Here is a 17,154-nt window from a genome sequence, read left to right as displayed (position 1 = left end):
TGCCGCAGGGTCCATCGGGGGGAGACGTGTCCACCACCAGCTCCCGCTCACCGGCTCCCGGCGCCCAGCGGCCCGAGGCCCGGCTCCTGGTCGTCGACGACGAGCCGAACATCCGTGAACTGCTGTCGGCCAGCCTCCGGTACGCCGGCTTCGAGGTGGCGACCGCGCCAGACGGGCAGCAGGCCCTGTCCGTCGCGGAGCAGTTCCGCCCCGACCTGCTCGTGCTCGACGTGATGATGCCCGGGCTGGACGGCTTCGGCGTCGTCCGCCGGCTGCGCCAGAACGGGTCGCACACCCCCGTGCTGTTCCTGACCGCCCGGGACGCCGCCGACGACAAGGTCACCGGACTGACCCTGGGCGGGGACGACTACGTCACCAAGCCGTTCAGCCTCGACGAGGTGCTGGCCCGCATCCGGGCGGTGCTGCGCCGCACCCAGAGCGTGCAGCAGGCCACCGAGGCACCGCGGCTGACCTTCGCCGACATCGAGCTCGACGAGGAGTCGCACGAGGTCCTCAAGGCCGGCAAGCTGGTCAGCCTGTCGCCGACGGAGTTCAAGCTGCTCCGCTACCTGATGACCAACGCCGGCCGGGTGCTGTCGAAGGCGCAGATCCTCGACCACGTGTGGAACTACGACTTCAACGGCGAGGCCAACGTGGTCGAGTCCTACATCTCCTACCTGCGTCGCAAGATCGACACCACCGAACCGCGGCTGCTGCACACGTTGCGCGGCGTGGGCTACTCGCTGCGCCTGCCCCGCGGCTCGTGACCGCCACCGCCCCCAGGACGCCGGTGGACCCGACCACGACCCCTCCGTCCGCAGGTGCGCCGGCGGAGCACCCGGTCCGGGGTTCCGCGCCCCGGATCCCGCTGCGGGTCACCCTCGTGGCGCTGATGGTGGCCCTGGTCGCGGCGGCACTGGCCGCCACCGGCTTCGCCGCGACCTCCCTGCTGCGCGACTACCTGGTCGAACAGCAGGACGCCCAGCTGACCCGGTCGCTGGACGCGCTGGCGGCGCAGCCGTACGTGGTCCCCCGGGTCTGCTCCTCCGGGGAGATGCGTTTCCCGAACAACCAGTACCTCGCCTGCGTCGACGTCGGCGCCGAGGACAGCACCCTGGCGGTGGCTACGGGCCCCCGGGACGACGGCGACCTGCCCGACGTCAGCGGCCTGGACCCGGCGTCCGTCGACGGGCCCCAGGTCTTCACCGCCCGCTCGGCGGACGGGCAGACCAGTTGGCGGGTGGGCGCGATCCGGGTGCCCGGCACCCCGTTCAGCGACGAGGTCGTCCTCCTGGTGGGGCTCGACCTCGCCGAGGACGAGGAGACCCTCGGCTGGCTGGTGCGGATCGAGCTGGTGGTCGGCCTGCTGGTCCTCGCGGTACTGGGTGTCGCCGGCTACCTGGTGGTGCGCAACAGCCTGCGGCCCCTCGTCGAGGTCGAGCACACGGCCCAGGCGATCGCCGCCGGCGACCTGTCCCGCCGCGTGCCCGACGGCGACGACCGGACCGAGGTCGGCCGGCTGTCGCAGGCGCTGAACGGCATGCTCGGCCGGATCGAGAGCTCCTTCCGCGCCCAGCAGGCCTCCGAGGAGCACGCCGTCGCCTCCGAGGCCCGGATGCGCCGGTTCGTCGCGGACGCCAGCCACGAGCTGCGCACCCCGCTCACCTCCATCCGCGGCTTCGCCGAGCTGCACCGGCAGGGCGCGGTCCACGGCCCGGAGGACACCGGCCGGCTCATGCAGCGGATCGAGTCCGAGGCGACCCGGATGGGGCTGCTCGTCGAGGACCTGCTGCAGCTGGCCCGGCTGGACCAGCAGCGGCCGCTGGCACTGGGCCCCGTCGACCTGGCCGAGCTGGCCGGCGACGCCGTGCACGACGCCCGCGCCGTCGCCCCCGACCGCTCGCTCAGCCTGCAGCTGGACCCCTCGCTCACCGACGTCCCCGTCGTGCGCGGCGACGAGGCGCGGTTGCGCCAGGTGATCGGGAACCTGGTCACCAACGCGCTGACCCACACCCCCGCCGACACCCGGGTGACCATCCGGGTGGCCGAGGACCAGGCGGAGCCCGGCTGGCTCGTCCTCGCGGTCACCGACGAGGGCCCCGGCCTGGCCCGGGCCGACGCCGACCGGGTGTTCGAGCGGTTCTACCGCGCCGACGCCTCGCGGACCCGGGCCGCAGGGGGCACCGGCCTCGGGCTGTCCATCGTCGCCGCGCTGGTCGAGGCGCACGGCGGCCGGGTCGAGCTGCGCACCGCCCCCGGCGAGGGCGCCACCTTCGCCGTCCACCTGCCCCGGTCCGGTCCGCCCGCCCCGCCTGCGGACCAGGCGCCCGGCCCCTCCTGACCCGGCCGTCGGGCCGCCTGGTCTGATCCACGGGTGACGATCGAGGGGACTGCGACCGAGGCCGAGCTGCTGGCGGCCGTCACCGACCTGGGCAGCGCCCTGCGCGAGCTGGTCGGCACCGCGGTGACGACGACGGTGCCGGCTGCCGAGCTGCGGTCGGCGGCCGTCGCCGTCCGGCAGGTCACCGCCCGGCTGTCGGCCGCCCGACGCAGCCGGGACCAGCTGCCGGCGCTCGACGACCCGGGGCAGGCGCGCCGGGTCTTCAACCCGGTCAGCGGCGTCGGGAACCCGCTGGCCCCGCCCCTGGTCATCCGGCGCGAGGACGACGGCGTCGTCACCGAGGTGGCGCTGGGGCTGGCCTACGAGGGCCCGCCGAGCTACGTGCACGGCGGGATCAGCGCGCTGATGATGGACCAGCTGCTCGGCTCCGCGGCGATCGCGGCCGGGCTCTGGGGCATGACGGCGCGGCTGGAGCTGGACTACCGCCGTCCGGTGCCCCTGGAGACGGCGCTGGTGCTGCGGGCGGCGGTCCGGGAGAGCGCCGGCCGCCGGACCACGGTCTCCGGGACGATCGCGCTGGCCGCGGCCCCGGACCAGCCGCTGGTGGAGGCGCGCGGTGTGTTCGTGACGCCCCGGCCGGAGCAGGCCGCTGCCTACTTCTCCGCCATCACCGATGCCTCCGGCCGGTCGACCCCACCCGGCCGCCCCGGGGACGCGACCGCGGTCGTCGAGCAGCCCGGCACCACCGGCTGAGCCGACCGGCCGCCGGGCCCGGGTGCGCCATGCCGGACACTGGTGCCGGGAATCCCCACCACGTCGATGGGGTTGCCCCACTGATCGCGTCGCCGGCCGGCGACGTCTGCCGTCGTCCCCGGGAGCTCGACAGCGTGTCCATCGCCGACCACCGGCTCACCCAGCTGCAGACGCTGGAGGCCGAGTCCGTCCACGTGATCCGCGAGGTGGCAGCCGAGTCCGAGCGGCCGGTCCTGCTGTTCTCCGGCGGCAAGGACTCGATCGTCATGCTCGAGCTCGCCCGCAAGGCGTTCGCTCCGGCCCGCATCCCCTTCCCGGTGATGCACATCGACACCGGGCTGAACTTCCCCGAGGTCCTGGAGTTCCGGGACAAGCGGGTCGCCGAGCTGGGCGTGGAGCTGGTGGTCGCCTCGGTGCCCGACGCCATCGCCGCCGGCACGGTGCGCCAGGAGCCCAACGGGTCGCGCAACCGGATCCAGACCCCGGTGCTGCTGGACGCCGTGGAGCAGCACGGCTTCACCGCCCTCTTCGGCGGCGCACGGCGCGACGAGGACAAGGCCCGGGCCAAGGAGCGGATGTTCTCCTTCCGCGACGAGTTCGGCCAGTGGGACCCGAAGAACCAGCGCCCCGAGCTCTGGGACCTCTACAACGGCCGCACCCACCTCGGTGAGTCGATCCGGGTGTTCCCGCTGTCGAACTGGACCGAGCTGGACATCTGGGGTTACGTCCTCCAGGAGGAGATCGGGATCCCGCCGCTGTACCTGGCGCGGGAACGGGACGTCGTCGACCGCCAGGGGATGCTCTACGCGGTCAACGAGTTCATCACGCCCCGGGACGGCGAGCAGGTGCTGCGCGAGAGCGTCCGGTACCGCACCGTCGGCGATGCGAACCTGACCGCGGCCGTCCGCTCGACGGCCACCAGCATCGAGGAGGTCATCGCCGAGATCGCGGTGACCCGGCTGACCGAGCGCGGCGCCACCCGCGGTGACGACAAGGTCAGCGACGCCGCCATGGAGGACCGCAAGAAGGAGGGCTACTTCTGATGGCGGTCCTGATGGCGGCGAGCACGCGCGGCCAGCGCGGCCTCCAGCCGCTCGACCTCGGCCTGCTGCCCCTGGACGCGGGCCCGGCGCAGCGAGCGCCGCATGCGCCGGCGGCGGTCGACCAGCACCCGGACGACGACGCCCAGCAGCACCAGCCCGGTCAGCCAGCCCACCACCTCGGGCACGCCCGGGCCCAGTGGCGCCCCGAACGCCGCGCCGATCAGACCGCTGGCCCACTCGGTGACGACGTAGCCGACGACGTAACCCAGCAGCACGACCATCAGCGCGGGCACTGCGGCAGCGAAGACGAACACCGTCACCTCTCCGTGGACGTGGGGCCCAGCGTCCGCCTCCGCGGAGCCGCCCGCCAGCGAGACCTCCGACGAGACAGGGAAGAGGCCGCCCGATGACCTCCGCCGAGGCACCCATCGACGTCCACTCCGCCGCCGCCGAGGCGGCCGCGGAGATCGCGCACGCCCGCAAGGACATCCTGCGCATCGCCACCGCCGGCTCCGTCGACGACGGCAAGAGCACGCTGATCGGCCGGTTGCTGTACGACAGCAAGGCCGTGTTCGAAGACCAGTACGCCGCGATCGAGCGGGCCAGCCGGGGCGACTACGTCGACCTGGCGCTGCTCACCGACGGGCTGCGCGCCGAGCGCGAGCAGGGCATCACGATCGACGTCGCCTACCGCTACTTCAGCACCCCGCGGCGCACGTTCATCCTCGCCGACACCCCCGGGCACGTGCAGTACACCCGCAACATGGTCACCGGCGCCTCGACCGCGGACCTGGCGATCGTGCTGGTCGACGCCCGCAAGGGCATGGTCGAGCAGAGCCGCCGGCACGCCTTCCTGGCCTCCCTGCTGCGAGTGCCGCACCTGGTGGTCGCGGTGAACAAGATGGACCTGGTCGACTGGTCGGAGGACGTCTTCGAGGGCATCCGCGACGAGTTCACCGCCTTCGCCACCAAGCTCGAGGTCCCCGACCTGACGGTCGTCCCGATCTCCGCGCTGCAGGGCGACAACGTGGTGACCCGGTCCACGCACATGCCCTGGTACGAGGGCACCTCGCTGCTGCACCACCTGGAGCACGTGCACGTGGCCAGCGACCGGAACCTCGTCGACACCCGGTTCCCGGTCCAGTACGTGGTCCGGCCGCAGTCCGACGCCTTCCACGACTACCGCGGCTACGCCGGCCGGGTCGGGGCCGGCGTGCTGCGCCCCGGCGACGAGGTTCAGGTGCTGCCCAGCGGGCTGACCACCACGATCACCGCGATCGACGGGCCGAACGGCCCGGTGGAGGCGGCCTTCCCGCCCATGTCGGTGACCGTGCGGCTGGCCGACGACCTCGACGTCTCCCGCGGCGACATGATCTGCCGCCCGCACAACGCCCCGCAGGTCACCCAGGACCTCGACGCGCTGGTCTGCTGGATGGCCGATGCCCCGTTGACCCCGCGGATGCGGCTGGCCGTCAAGCACACCACCCGCACGGTGCGCGCGATGGTCAAGGAGCTGCAGTACCGGCTGGACGTCAACACGCTGCACCGGGAGACCGACGCGACCGGGCTGGGCCTCAACGACATCGGCCGGGTGCGGCTGCGCACCACCCAGCCGCTGTTCGTCGACGACTACCACCGCAACCGGGTGACCGGCCGCTTCATCCTGATCGACGAGGCGACCAACGCCACCGTCGGCGCCGGGATGCTCACCCCCGCAGGCTGATGGCCGCAGGACCCCGTCCTCCCCGGGGCGGGGTCGTGCGGCGGTGACCGACGTCGCCGCACCGCGGGTCCGCTCGCGGGGCGCGGTGCTGCTGCTGGTCGCGGCGATCGTCGCCGTGGCGCTGAACCAGCGGCCGGCCGTCGTCGCGGTGGCGCCACTGCTGGGCGCCCTGCGTGCGGACACCGGCCTCAGCAGCGCGCTGGCCGGCCTGCTGACCGCGCTCCCGGTGCTCTGCTTCGGCGCCTTCGCCCCGCTCGCCCCACGGCTGGCCCGCCGGATCGGGCTGGAGACGGCGGTGGCAGCCTCGCTGGTGCTGCTGGCCGGTGGCATCGCCCTGCGGGTGCTGCCCCCGGTCGCGCTCCTGTACGCCGGCACCCTGGTGGCCGGCGCGGCGATCGCCATCGCGAACGTGCTGATGCCGGCCTACGTCAAACGGGAGTTCACCCGGCCCGGCGCGGTGATGGGCGCCTACTCCGCGTCGCTGAACGTCGGCGCGGCCGCCGCCGCGGGGCTCACCGTGCCGATCGGTGCGGCGCTCGGGGTGGAGTGGCGGGTGGCGCTCGCCTCCTGGCTGGTGCTGGCCCTCGCGGCCCTGGCGCTCTGGCTGCCGGTGGCGGGGGTGCGCGGCACCCGGACGGCGCCGCCGGAGGCCGGCTCGTGGTCGCTGCTGCGGCAGCCGCTGGCCCGGCAGGTGACCGCCTACCTGGGCCTGCAGAGCGTGCAGTTCTACTCCTTCGCCGCCTGGCTGCCCACCCTGCTGGCCGACGCCGGGGTGCCGGTGCGGGAAGCCGGGCTGCTGCTGGCGGCGACCAACGTCACCGGCGCCCTCGGGGCACTGCTGGTGCCGGCCGCGGCCGGTCGGATGCCGACCCAGCGGCCGCTGGTGGCCGGCGTGCTGGCCGCGTACGCCGTCGGGCTGGGCGGGCTGCTGCTCGCCCCGGCCAGCGGCACGTTGGTCTGGGTGGCCGTGTTCGGCGTGGCCCAGGGCGGCGGGTTCGCCCTGGCGCTGACGCTCATCGTGCTGCGCAGCCCGAGCCCGCTGGTGGCCGCCCAACTGGGTGGCGTGGCCCAGTGCCTGGGGTACCTGGTCGCCTCGACCGGGCCGGTGGCGCTGGGGGCGCTGCACGACGCCACGGCCGGGTGGACCTGGCCCCTGGTGCTGCTGATCGCGCTGCTGACCCCGATGGTCTGGGCCGGCTGGGGTGCCGCGCGCGACGCCGTCCTGGACCCCGGAGAGCCGAGGACGGCGTCGCGGCCGGACTAGGCCGTCGGGTCGGTCGCGGCGTCCGGCTGCGGGGCGTTCGCGGCCTCGCCGTTCCAGTCCCTGCCGGCCTCGTCGGCGTTCTCGGAGGCGCTGTCGGTCTGCCCGGCGACGGTCTCCACCATCTCCTCGTCGGACAGGCCCTGTCCGGCGGGCTCGGTGTGGCTGGTCGGCTCACTCATGCGACGACTCCTTCGTCTGACGGTCGCGGTCCCCCGGACCGTCCCCGTCCCGCCGGAACGGCAAACCAGCGCCGGTCAGGGCCCGGTGGGCTCGCCCACGGCGGCGGGCGACAGCTCGAACCACACCCGCTTGCCGCCGCGGTGCTCCTCGCACCCCCAGCGGTCCGCAATGGCATCGACCAACTGCATCCCCCGGCCCCGCTCCTCGGTGAGCGACAGCTCCCGGACCACCGGCAGCACCGCGGAGCCGTCCAGCACCCCGACCCGCAGCCAGGCACCGGCCAGGCTCAGCTCCAGGGTCAGCACGTGACCGCCGGCGTGGTCCACGACGTTGGCCACCAGCTCGGTGACCAGCAGCTCCGCGTCCTCCGGGTCCTGCGGTGCGCGCCAGCTGCGCATCACGTCACGGACGAGACGCCGGGCCAGCGGGACGCTGCTCGCCCGGAGCGGCAGGTCGACGCTCGCGGTGAAGGAGGACACGGGTCTCATCTCGGCAGCCTGAGTTCCGGTTGTCCGCAACCGGCATGGGCACCACCATCCCATCGAGTGCGCCGATGCGCAATGCGCGTTGCATGTCATGGTCATTGCATGCAAGATCTGTTCAGTTCAGTAGTGCGCAACTGGACTTTCGAGCCGAACGGCTCGTACCGATGCCCGAGGGGGGGTGAGGGTGTGACCGAGACCGATGGACCGTTCGAGGACGACGCCACCCGCGCCCTGCGCACCCTGCTCACCGAGCTGGACGCCTGCACCGCCCAGCTGGAGCAGGCGAAGGCGCGGGCAGAGGCGCTGCTCGCGGCCCGGGCGTCCGGCCTGCCCTGGCAGGACGTCGTCGGCTCGGAGGCGCGCCCGCTGATCGTGGAGCGGATCAGCACCGTGCTCGGCGCCCTCTCCACCGCCGGGCATGCCTGGCGGCGCGAGCAGGCCGCCGCCCTGCAGGCCGAGGACGTGAGCATCAACCGGATCGCCGCGATGTTCGGCGTGACCCGCCAACGGATCTCCGCCCTGCTCCGCGAGGCGAACGACCCCGCCTGACCGGCGCGGCCCTGGCTGGGCCGTCAGGCGCTGATCGCGTCGATCGCCTTGTAGACCCGCTGTTCGGAGATCGGCCGGGGGGTGCCGACGGTCTGCGCGAACAGCCCCACCCGGAGCTCCTCGATCATCCAGCGCACCCGGGTGACCGGGTCGTCCGGCGCCCCGGTCGGCGGTGCGGCCGCACGCAGCTGCGCGTACTCGGCCGTCACCGCGGCGACCTGCGCGGTCCACAGTTCGTCGCGGGCGGCGTTGGCCGGCAGCTTCTCCAGCCGGTGGGCCATCGCCGTCAGGTACCGCACGAGGTCCGGCAGCCGGCGCCGGCCGGCGGTGGCGACGAACCCGCGGTGCAGCAGCCCGCCCATCTGGGCGCGCAGGTCGGCGATCGCCGCCTCCGGCACCCGGCGTCCGGGCGCGGCACCGATGGCGATGGCCACCTCGCGGGCCTGGGTCAGCACCGCCTCCACCCGGCGGACGGCGTCGGAGGTCAGCGGCAGCAGCTGCTCCCGCGCCGAGGCGACCAGCGCGGTGAACGCCGCCTCGGTGCGCGGTGGACCGCCGCCCGCGGCGATGAGCTCGTCGGCCGCCGCGTCCACGCAGTCGGCCACCAGGTCGGGGATCTCGCCGTCCGGGTTGAACTGCAGTGCCAGCCGGCTGCGTGGGCCCAGCCCCTTGACCACCTGCTTGACCGGTGCCCCGGCGACCAGCACCAGCAGCCGCCGCGCGCCGCGCCAGCCCAGCCGGGTCGCCTCCGCCTGGGTGGCCACCACCCGGACGCCGACCGTCGCGCCCTCGTCGACCAGCGCGGGGTACGCGGTGACCACGTGACCGCCGCGCTGCACCTCCACGGTCGCCGGCAGGTCCCCGAAGGTCCAGCTGGTCTGGCCGGTGCGCTCGTAGGTGGAGGCCGCCCGCGCCAGGCTGGCCCGGGCGTGCGGTGCCACCTCGGCGCGCAGCGCGGTCAGGTCCTTGCCTTGGGCCAGCGGACGCTGCTGGTCGTCGAGCACCCGAAAGGTCGCCCGCAGGTGGGCGGGCACCTCGGCCGGCTGCCAGGCGTCGGGCGGGATGACGACCGAGGTGGCCCGGCGCAGCTCGCGCTCAAGCGCCGGCAACAGCGGCTCGGTGGGGTCGATGTGCGGCAGCACCTCGCGCACCCGGTCGGGGATCGGCACCAGCCCGCGGCGCAGCTGCTTGGGCAGGGAGCGCAGCAGCTCGGTGACCAGCGCCGCCCGCTGCCCGGGCACGGTGAACGCCAGGGACTCCCCGGAGGTCGCGGCCAGGGTGTCCAGCACGCCCAGCGGGACGTCGACGGTGACGCCGTCCTCGGCCGCTCCCGGGGCGAACGCGTAGGACAGCGGCAGGGTCAGCCCCTGGGTCAGCCGCACCTCGTCCGGGTAGTCCTCGGCCTGCACCTGCCCGGCGGCCGCGGCGTTGGTGAGCATCTCCGGGGTGAAGGTCAGCAGGTCCGGCTGGGTCCGCCGGGCCTCCTTCCACCAGCGGTCGAAGTGCCGGGTGGAGACGACGTCGGCCGGCACCCGGGCGTCGTAGAGCTCGAACACCGTCTCGTCGTCCACCCGGATGTCCCGGCGGCGGGCCCGCTCCTCCAGCTCGGCGACCCGCTCGATCGCGGCCTGGTTCTCCGCCCAGAACCGGTGGTGCGTCGTCCACTCGCCCTGCACCAGGGCGTGCCGGATGAACAGCTCGCGGGAGACCACCGGGTCGATCGAGCCGTACTGCACCCGCCGGCCCACCACCAGCGGCAGGCCGTAGAGGGTGACCCGCTCGGTGGCGACGACCGAGCCGCGCTTGGCGTCCCACCGCGGCTCGCTGTACTGCCGGTTCACCAGGTGGTCGGCCAGCCGCTCGACCACCTCCGGCTCCACCCGGGCCACGGTGCGGGCGAAGAGCCGGCTGGTCTCGACCAGCTCCGCGGCGACCACCCAGCGCGGCGGCTTCTTGGCCAGCGGGGTGCCCGGGGCGATCACGAACCGGGTGTTGCGGGTGCCGAGGTACTCCCGGCCGGGCCGGCCGGGCTTGCCGCTGCGGTCCTTGACCGGCTCGGCCTGCATGCCGACCTGGGAGAGCAGCCCGGCCAGCAACGAGGCGGTGACGCCCCGCTCGTCGGGGGCCGGGGCCAGCGAGCCGGTGGTCATGCCCAGCCGGCGAGCGGTGCTGCGCAGCTGACCGTGCAGGTCCTGCCACTCCCGGATCCGCAGGTAGTGCAGGAACTCCTTCTTCACGGTGCGCCGGAACTGGTTGCCCGACAGCTCCTCGGCCCGCTCCGCCAGGTAGCTCCACAGGTTCAGCAGGGCGAGGAAGTCGGAGTTCTCGTCGGCGAACCGCTTGTGCAGCTCGTCGGCGGCCTGCTGGTGCTCGGCCGGGCGCTCCCGCACGTCCTGCACGGTGAGGCCGGCGGCGATGACCAGCACCTCCTCCAGCACCCCGCGCCGGTCCGCCTCCACGACCATCCGGGCGATCCGGGGGTCCAGCGGCAGCGCGGCCAGCGCCCGCCCGGTCTCGGTGAGCTTCCCGTCGCCGTCCAGGGCGGCGAGCTCCTGCAGCAGGGCGAGACCGTCGGCGACCGCCCGGCGGTCCGGCGGGTCGATGAACGGGAAGTCGGCGACGTCGCCCAGGTCGAGCGAGGCCATCTGCAGCAGCACCGAGGCGAGGTTGGTGCGCAGGATCTCCGGGTCGGTGTACTCCGGCCGGGCGTCGTAGTCGTCTTGCGTGTACAGCCGGATCGCGATGCCCTCGCTGGTGCGCCCGCACCGGCCGGAGCGCTGCCGGGCCGAGGCCTGGCTGACCGGCTCGATGGGCAGCCGCTGCACCTTCGTGCGATGGCTGTACCGGGAGATCCGCGCGGTGCCCGGGTCGACGACGTACTTGATGCCGGGCACCGTCAGTGACGTCTCGGCGACGTTGGTGGCCAGCACGATCCGGCGGCCGGTGTGCGCCTGGAAGACCTTGTGCTGGTCGGCGGCCGACAGCCGGGAGTAGAGCGGCAGGACGTCGATGGGGGTGCCGTTGCGCTCCGTCGTCCCACCCAGGGCCTCGGCGGTGTCCCGGATCTCGCGCTCACCGGCGAGGAAGACCAGCACGTCGCCCGGTCCCTCGGTGACCAGCTCGGCGCAGGCGTCGACGATCGCGGAGGTCTGGTCCCGGTCGGGGTCGGCCTCGGGCTCGTCGGGGTCGATCACCGGCCGGTAGCGGACCTCGACCGGGTAGGTGCGCCCGCTGACCTCGACGACCGGCACCTTTGTGCCGCCCTCCTCCCCACCACCAAAATGGCCATTTTGGTGGCCGGAGAAGTGCTTGGCGATCCGGTCGACGTCGATGGTCGCCGAGGTGATGACCAGCTTCAGGTCCGGACGGCGGGGCAGCAGCCGGGCCAGGTAGCCCAGCAGGAAGTCGATGTTGAGGCTCCGCTCGTGGGCCTCGTCGATGATGATCGTGTCGTACTGGCGCAGCATCCGGTCGCGCTGCACCTCGGCCAGCAGGACGCCGTCGGTCATCAGCTTGACCAGCGTCTTGTCGCCGACCTCGTCGGTGAACCGGACCTTCCAGCCGACGGTCTCGCCCAGCGGGGAGCCGATCTCCTCGGCGATCCGCTCGGCCACCGTGCGGGCGGCCAGCCGCCGCGGCTGGGTGTGCCCGATCCGGCCGCGCACCCCGCGGCCCAGCTCGAGCAGGATCTTCGGCAGCTGAGTGGTCTTGCCCGAGCCGGTCTCGCCGGCCACCACGACCACCTGGGAGTCGCGCAGCGCGGCGGCGATGTCCTCGCGGCGCTGGCTGACCGGCAGCTCCTCCGGGTAGCTGACCACCGGGACGGCGGCGCGACGGCGGGCGATGCGCTCCTCGGCGGCGGCGACGTCCGCGGCGATCTGCTCGTGCTGGCGGGCGCGGGCGGCCGGGTCCTTGGTGCGCCGGGTGCCGTCGAGCCGTCGGCGGAGCCGGTGCTCGTCGGCGAGGGTGAGTGCGGACAGCCGGGACCGGAGGTCGTCGTGCGGGGTGGTCACGGGGTGCTCGCAGTTCCTTGGAGAGAGGGGACGACCACCCAGGGTCTCACCTCCCCGGCCACGGTCGCAGGCGTCACACTCCATGCAGCATGCAACTGGTTGCGTGCACCGCGCAACGGATTGTATGGTGCAACGGTTCCTCCGGCGCACCGTCGCGCTGCGCAGACCCGCCGCGAACCCCCGGAGCAGTGATGACCGACCTCGCCCGCCACCCGGACCAGAGGGTGGCCCTCGGCGACGAACTCGGCCGCCTGATGCGGGTGATGCACGCGCTCAAGACCCTGGCCACCGACGACTCCGGCCCCGACGCCCGGGAGCGGGCGGCGCACGTGCTGCTGTTCCCCCTGACCCGGCTGGGTCCGCTCCGGCAGGGTGCGCTCGCCGAGATGGTGCACGCCGACCCCTCGACGGTCAGCCGGCACGTCACCCTGCTCGTCGACCAGGGGCTGGTGCGCCGGGTCGCCGACGAGCGGGACGGCCGGGCCAGCCGGCTCATCGTGACCCCCGCCGGCGAGGCCGCCCTGGAGCGGCTGCGCGAGGAGCGCAACGCCCACCTGGCGCAGGCCACCGCCAGCTGGACCCCGGCCGAGCTCGACTCCTTCACCACCGCGCTGCAGCGGTTCGTCCAGGACCTCACCGACCACCTCCCGACCCCCGGTGCCCCAGCTGGCAGCGCCGGGGACGACCGCGAGGAGAAGAAGGACCGATGACCCAGACCAGCGACCGCGCGACCGGGGCCACCCGCCGGGACGCCCGCGCCGCCGCGGCGGCGCCCGACGCCTCCGGGGTGTTCACCCACCGCCAGATCATGACGATCCTGGGCGGCCTCCTGCTCGGCATGTTCCTCGCCGCGCTGGACCAGACCGTGGTGTCCACGGCGATCCGCACGATCGCCGACGACCTGAACGGCTACGACCTGCAGGCGTGGGCGACCACGGCGTTCCTGATCACCTCCACGATCACCACGCCGCTCTACGGCAAGTTGAGCGACATGTACGGCCGCCGGCCGTTCTACCTGTTCGCGATCGCCGTCTTCGTCATCGGCTCGATGCTCTGTGGTCTGGCCGACACGATGTACCAGCTGGCCGTCTACCGGGCGATCCAGGGCATCGGTGCCGGTGGGCTGATGTCCCTGGCGCTGGCGATCATCGCCGACATCGTGCCGCCGCGGGAGCGCTCGAAGTACCAGGGGTACTTCATGGCCGTCTTCGGCACCTCCAGCGTGCTCGGCCCGGTCATCGGCGGCTTCTTCGCCGGCCAGTCCGCGATCCTGGGCATCACCGGCTGGCGGTGGATCTTCTACGTCAACGTGCCGCTGGGCATCCTCGCGTTCGCCGTCGTCTTCAAGGTGCTGCACCTGCCGCACACCAAGCGCGAGCACCGCATCGACTTCCCCGGCGCCCTGGCCCTGATCACCTTCCTGGTGCCGCTGCTGATCGTCGCCGAGCAGGGCCGCACCTGGGGCTGGGACAGCACTGGCGCGCTGGTCTGCTACGCCCTCTCCGCCGTCGGCTTAGTGCTCTTCGTGCTGGCCGAGCGGGTCTACAAGGACGATGCGCTGCTGCCGTTGCGGATGTTCGCCAACCGGACGTTCGCGGTGACCAGCCTCAGCAGCATCGTGCTGGGCGCCGGCATGTTCGGCGGCATCCTGCTGCTGCCCCAGTACCTGCAGATCGTGCTCGGCTCCAGCCCCACCCAGGCCGGGCTGCAGATGATCCCGCTGGTCATGGGGATCATGGCCGGCTCGATCATCGCCGGTCAGGTCATCGCCCGGACCAGCGTGTACAAGCCGTTCCCGCTGGTCGGCGTGGTCTTCATCGTCACCGCGCTGGTGTCGCTGTCCGTCATCGTCGGCGCGGACACCTCGGTGTGGGCGCTGTTCCCCTTCATGACCCTGATGGGGCTGGGCCTGGGCTTCAACTTCCAGCCGGTCATCCTGGCGGTGCAGAACGCGGTCAGCCCGCGGGAGATCGGCGTCGCCACCTCGTCGGTGACGTTCTTCCGGCAGATGGGCGGCACCCTGGGGACGGCGGTCTTCCTCTCCGTGCTGTTCACCCGGCTGCCCACCGACATCGGCAGGGAGGTCTCCGCCGCCGCTGCCGCCGACCCGGCACTGGCCCCGCAGCTGCAGGCGGCAGCCGGCAACGCGGCCGACCTGTCGGACACCTCCTTCATCCAGGAGCTGCCCAGCGCCGTCGCCCTGCCGTTCAAGGCCGGCTTCGCCGACTCGATCGACATGGTCTTCCTGATCGCCGCCGGCGTGGTCGCGTTGGGCTTCTTCGTGCTGCTCTTCCTGCCCCAGCTGGAGCTGCGGACCCAGTCCGGCATCCAGGCCCAGCAGGCCGGCGCCCGCGAGGTCACCGACGACCCGACCACGGCAGCGGCGCACGCGGCCGGTGTCGCGGCGCCGACGTCGGTCGAGCCGCCGGTCGACGACGCCGACCGCACCGACCGGCGCCTGGACGACGACCGGGTGGGCGCACCGACGTCCGGCGGGGGCCGGCACGAGGCGGCGCCGGACCAGCCGACCGGGCTGGACAGCGTCCCGGCCGACCACCTGCCCGACGGGGCGCGCAACCAGTGCTGACCGCTCCTCGCGGTCAGTGGGTGAGCTTGAGCCCGACGACGCAGCCGACGATCCCGGCCAGCAGCAGCACGCGGACGACGGTGACCGGCTCGTCCCCCGACCACATCGCCCAGCCTGCGGTCAGCGTCGCACCGATGCCCACCCAGACGGCGTACGCCGTGCCGATCGGCAGGCCGCGCATCGCGTAGGCCAGCCCGGCCATGCTCCCGGCGAGGCCGACCGCGAAGACCACGGTCGGCGTCAGCCGGGTGAACCCCTCGGACCGGCCGAGGGCGGTGGCCCAGACGGCCTCGAGCACGCCGGAGAGGACGAGGACGAGCCAGTACACCGGACCTCCAGGTACACCGTCTTGTCGCTGTCCGGGTACGGCGTGCTCGTCCGGGGGCCCGGAGCCGGGCCCGTCCCCAGCCTCGCACGGTCGGGGACGGGCCGCGTCAGCTGCCGGGGGTGAAGACGGCGCGCACGCAGCCGTCCTCCTTGGCCTTGAACATCTGGTAGCCGCGCGGCGCCTCGCTCAGCGGCAGCACGTGGGTGGCCAGGTGCTCGGTGGTCAGCTCCCCCCGCTCCATCCGCTCGAGCAGCTCGGGGATGTAGCGCTGGGCGTGCACCTGCGCCCCGCGGAGGGTGATGCCCTTGTTCATCAGCGCACCCAGCGGGAACTTGTCCACCATCGCGGCGAAGACCCCGAGGGTGAAGATGCTCCCGCCCTTGCGGCAGGCCATGATCGCCTCACGGAGGGCGGTGGGCCGGTCGGTCTGCAGCCGCATCTGCTGCTTGACCTGGTCGTAGACCCCCGCGGCGCCGGAACTGTGCGCCTCCATGCCGACCGCCTCGATGCAGACGTCGGGCCCGCGGCCACCGGTCCGCTCGCGCAGCTCGGCGAGGACGTCGGTGCTGGAGTAGTCGATGGCCTCGGCACCCACGTGCTCCCGCACCTGCTGGAGCCGCTCGGGGACGCGGTCGACGACGAAGACCTGCTCGGCCCCCAGCAGCATCGCCGCCCGCGCCGCCATCTGGCCCACCCCGCCGGCGCCCCAGACGGCCACGACGTCGCCGGGCTTCGTGCCGGCCAGGTCGGCGCCCATCCAGCCGGTCGAGGCCGCGTCGGAGGCGAACAGCGCCCGGGTGTCGGAGATGCCCTCGGGGACGACGAAGGTGCCGACGTCGGCGTAGGGCACGCGGATGTACTCCGCGTGACTGCCGGCGTAGCCGCCCATCGCGTGCGAGTAGCCGAGACAGCCGCCGGGGCTCTGCCCCCACAGACCCTCGGTGATCCCGGGGTTCGCGTTGCCGTTGTCGCAGAGCGAGTACTGCTCCTGCTTGCAGTACCAGCAGTTCCCGCAGGCGGCGAACGGGGCGCCGACGACGCGGTCGCCGACCTTGCGGTGCCGCACGGCGGGCCCGGCCTCGACGATCTCGCCGATGAACTCGTGGCCCAGCACGTCGCCGGCCCGCATGAAGGGGATGTACCCGCCCAGCAGGTGCAGGTCCGACCCGCAGGTGACCGACTGCTTCACCTTCAGGATCACGTCGTGGTCGTTGAGCAGCTGCGGCTCGGGCACCTCCTCGACGGAGACCTCGTTCACGCCGGTCCAGGTCGCGGCCTTCACAGCACGCCCTCCTTCGGTGCTCGCTCGACCATCCCGTCGAGGGCCTTGCCCTGCGGGGTCTGCTTGCGGAGACCGTGCGGCTGCGGCTCGTTCCGGAGCACCTCGCCGGTCTCGATCCGCTGCTTGGCCTCCCGCAGCGCCGAGCGCAGCTCACCCAGTTCGTCCTCACCGACCCGCTCGCGGAAACGGGCGGCCAGCTCGGCTCCGCGCTCGCCCGGGGCCGGGGTCACCCGGATCTCCACCCGGTCGCCGAACCGCACCAGCGGCGCCGGCGTCGTCGTCCGCAGCTCGTCGGGGTCGGTGAGCACGGTGACGGCCCGCCAGCGCCGGGCGGCCGTGTCCGGGTCGTCGGTCACCGACGCCTGACCGACGCCGGGGAGTCGGAGGTGCTGGAGCTGCTGGAGTGCACCGCTGCCGGCCTCGGTGGCCAGCCCGGCCGCACGAGCCAGGATCTTCGGTAGGGGCATGCCGCGCTACCTACCCGGGCCGGCCGGGCGACCAACCCCGGACAGTGCGACACGCTGCACGCCGACCGTCCGACGCTGGTCGCCGAGCACCGCCGGTGACCACCACCGTGCGCCTAACCTGGCAGGGGCCGGCCACCCG

16 protein-coding genes and 1 riboswitch are annotated in these 17,154 nt (G+C 73.5%); of the genes, 9 read left to right on the top strand and 7 right to left on the bottom strand.

Translation table 11 applies throughout. The features are described 5' to 3' along the window. The first annotated feature begins 26 nt into the window (after positions 1–26). The 4 genes from O2W15_RS08170 to cysD all read left to right on the top strand — a co-directional run bounded on the left by O2W15_RS08170 (position 27) and on the right by cysD (position 4,137). The gene (locus O2W15_RS08170) at positions 27–767 is read left to right on the top strand and encodes a response regulator transcription factor (RefSeq protein ID WP_269179046.1); all 741 of its coding nucleotides are present in this window, start codon (positions 27–29) and stop codon (positions 765–767) included. A 23-nt stretch (positions 768–790) separates the two neighbouring features. Further along, positions 791–2,341: a sensor histidine kinase gene (locus O2W15_RS08165; protein ID WP_269179045.1), complete on the top strand. Its 1,551-nt coding sequence runs from the start codon at positions 791–793 to the stop codon at positions 2,339–2,341. A gap of 33 nt (positions 2,342–2,374) precedes the next feature. Beyond that, entirely contained in the window at positions 2,375–3,094 is a 720-nt protein-coding gene (locus O2W15_RS08160) for a PaaI family thioesterase (RefSeq protein WP_269162810.1), read from the top strand. Between the two features lie 134 nt (positions 3,095–3,228). Further along, positions 3,229–4,137 carry a sulfate adenylyltransferase subunit CysD gene (cysD, locus tag O2W15_RS08155; RefSeq protein ID WP_269179044.1) on the top strand — a complete coding sequence of 303 codons (909 nt, stop codon included), beginning with the start codon at positions 3,229–3,231 and terminating at the stop codon, positions 4,135–4,137. Here cysD and O2W15_RS08150 read toward each other — a convergent pair. Further along, positions 4,128–4,457 (bottom strand): hypothetical protein, encoded by a 330-nt coding sequence (locus O2W15_RS08150; RefSeq protein ID WP_269162809.1) that lies wholly within the window; start codon positions 4,455–4,457, stop codon positions 4,128–4,130. The two genes, cysD and O2W15_RS08150, sit on opposite strands and share 10 nt — an antisense overlap. An 86-nt stretch (positions 4,458–4,543) precedes the next feature. Here O2W15_RS08150 and O2W15_RS08145 point away from each other — a divergent pair, with 86 nt between their 5' ends. Continuing rightward, entirely contained in the window at positions 4,544–5,860 is a 1,317-nt protein-coding gene (locus tag O2W15_RS08145; RefSeq protein ID WP_269162808.1) for a sulfate adenylyltransferase subunit 1, read from the top strand. Positions 5,861–5,903: 43 nt separating this feature from the next. Continuing rightward, positions 5,904–7,124: a CynX/NimT family MFS transporter gene (locus tag O2W15_RS08140; RefSeq protein WP_269179043.1), complete on the top strand. Its 1,221-nt coding sequence runs from the start codon at positions 5,904–5,906 to the stop codon at positions 7,122–7,124. On the opposite strand, the gene O2W15_RS08135 is transcribed toward O2W15_RS08140, so the two are convergent. Continuing rightward, positions 7,121–7,303 carry a hypothetical protein gene (locus O2W15_RS08135; protein ID WP_269162806.1) on the bottom strand — a complete coding sequence of 61 codons (183 nt, stop codon included), beginning with the start codon at positions 7,301–7,303 and terminating at the stop codon, positions 7,121–7,123. The two genes, O2W15_RS08140 and O2W15_RS08135, sit on opposite strands and share 4 nt — an antisense overlap. 75 nt (positions 7,304–7,378) lie before the next feature. Further along, positions 7,379–7,792: an ATP-binding protein gene (locus tag O2W15_RS08130; RefSeq protein WP_269179042.1), complete on the bottom strand. Its 414-nt coding sequence runs from the start codon at positions 7,790–7,792 to the stop codon at positions 7,379–7,381. A 183-nt stretch (positions 7,793–7,975) separates the two neighbouring features. Here O2W15_RS08130 and O2W15_RS08125 point away from each other — a divergent pair, with 183 nt between their 5' ends. Next, positions 7,976–8,338, top strand: coding sequence for a hypothetical protein (locus O2W15_RS08125; RefSeq protein ID WP_269179041.1), 363 nt, complete (start codon positions 7,976–7,978; stop codon positions 8,336–8,338). A 23-nt stretch (positions 8,339–8,361) separates the two neighbouring features. On the opposite strand, the gene hrpA is transcribed toward O2W15_RS08125, so the two are convergent. After that, complete coding sequence (gene hrpA / locus O2W15_RS08120) at positions 8,362–12,351, bottom strand: ATP-dependent RNA helicase HrpA (protein ID WP_269179040.1); 3,990 nt, start codon at positions 12,349–12,351, stop codon at positions 8,362–8,364. Positions 12,352–12,542: 191 nt separating this feature from the next. On the opposite strand from hrpA, the gene O2W15_RS08115 reads away from it, so the two are divergent. Continuing rightward, entirely contained in the window at positions 12,543–13,061 is a 519-nt protein-coding gene (locus tag O2W15_RS08115) for a MarR family winged helix-turn-helix transcriptional regulator (RefSeq protein ID WP_269179039.1), read from the top strand. After that, entirely contained in the window at positions 13,058–14,938 is a 1,881-nt protein-coding gene (locus O2W15_RS08110) for an MDR family MFS transporter (RefSeq protein ID WP_269179038.1), read from the top strand. The genes O2W15_RS08115 and O2W15_RS08110 overlap by 4 nt, the downstream gene beginning before the upstream one ends. A gap of 13 nt (positions 14,939–14,951) precedes the next feature. On the opposite strand, the gene O2W15_RS08105 is transcribed toward O2W15_RS08110, so the two are convergent. The 3 genes from O2W15_RS08105 to O2W15_RS08095 all read right to left on the bottom strand — a co-directional run bounded on the left by O2W15_RS08105 (position 14,952) and on the right by O2W15_RS08095 (position 17,015). Further along, positions 14,952–15,266, bottom strand: coding sequence for a DMT family transporter (locus tag O2W15_RS08105; protein ID WP_269179037.1), 315 nt, complete (start codon positions 15,264–15,266; stop codon positions 14,952–14,954). 10 nt (positions 15,267–15,276) lie between these two features. Further along, positions 15,277–15,341, bottom strand: a riboswitch (guanidine-III (ykkC-III) riboswitch). Between the two features lie 31 nt (positions 15,342–15,372). Next, positions 15,373–16,548 carry a zinc-dependent alcohol dehydrogenase gene (locus O2W15_RS08100; protein ID WP_269179036.1) on the bottom strand — a complete coding sequence of 392 codons (1,176 nt, stop codon included), beginning with the start codon at positions 16,546–16,548 and terminating at the stop codon, positions 15,373–15,375. Continuing rightward, complete coding sequence (locus tag O2W15_RS08095) at positions 16,545–17,015, bottom strand: hypothetical protein (protein ID WP_269162798.1); 471 nt, start codon at positions 17,013–17,015, stop codon at positions 16,545–16,547. Before O2W15_RS08095 ends, O2W15_RS08100 begins: the two co-directional genes overlap by 4 nt. Between the last annotated feature and the right edge of the window lie 139 nt (positions 17,016–17,154).

Source organism: Modestobacter sp. VKM Ac-2979 (genome assembly GCF_026967995.1).
Lineage (GTDB): Bacteria > Actinomycetota > Actinomycetes > Mycobacteriales > Geodermatophilaceae > Modestobacter.
Note: the sequence above shows the minus strand (reverse complement) of the source record. Positions and strands in the feature narration are given on the sequence as shown.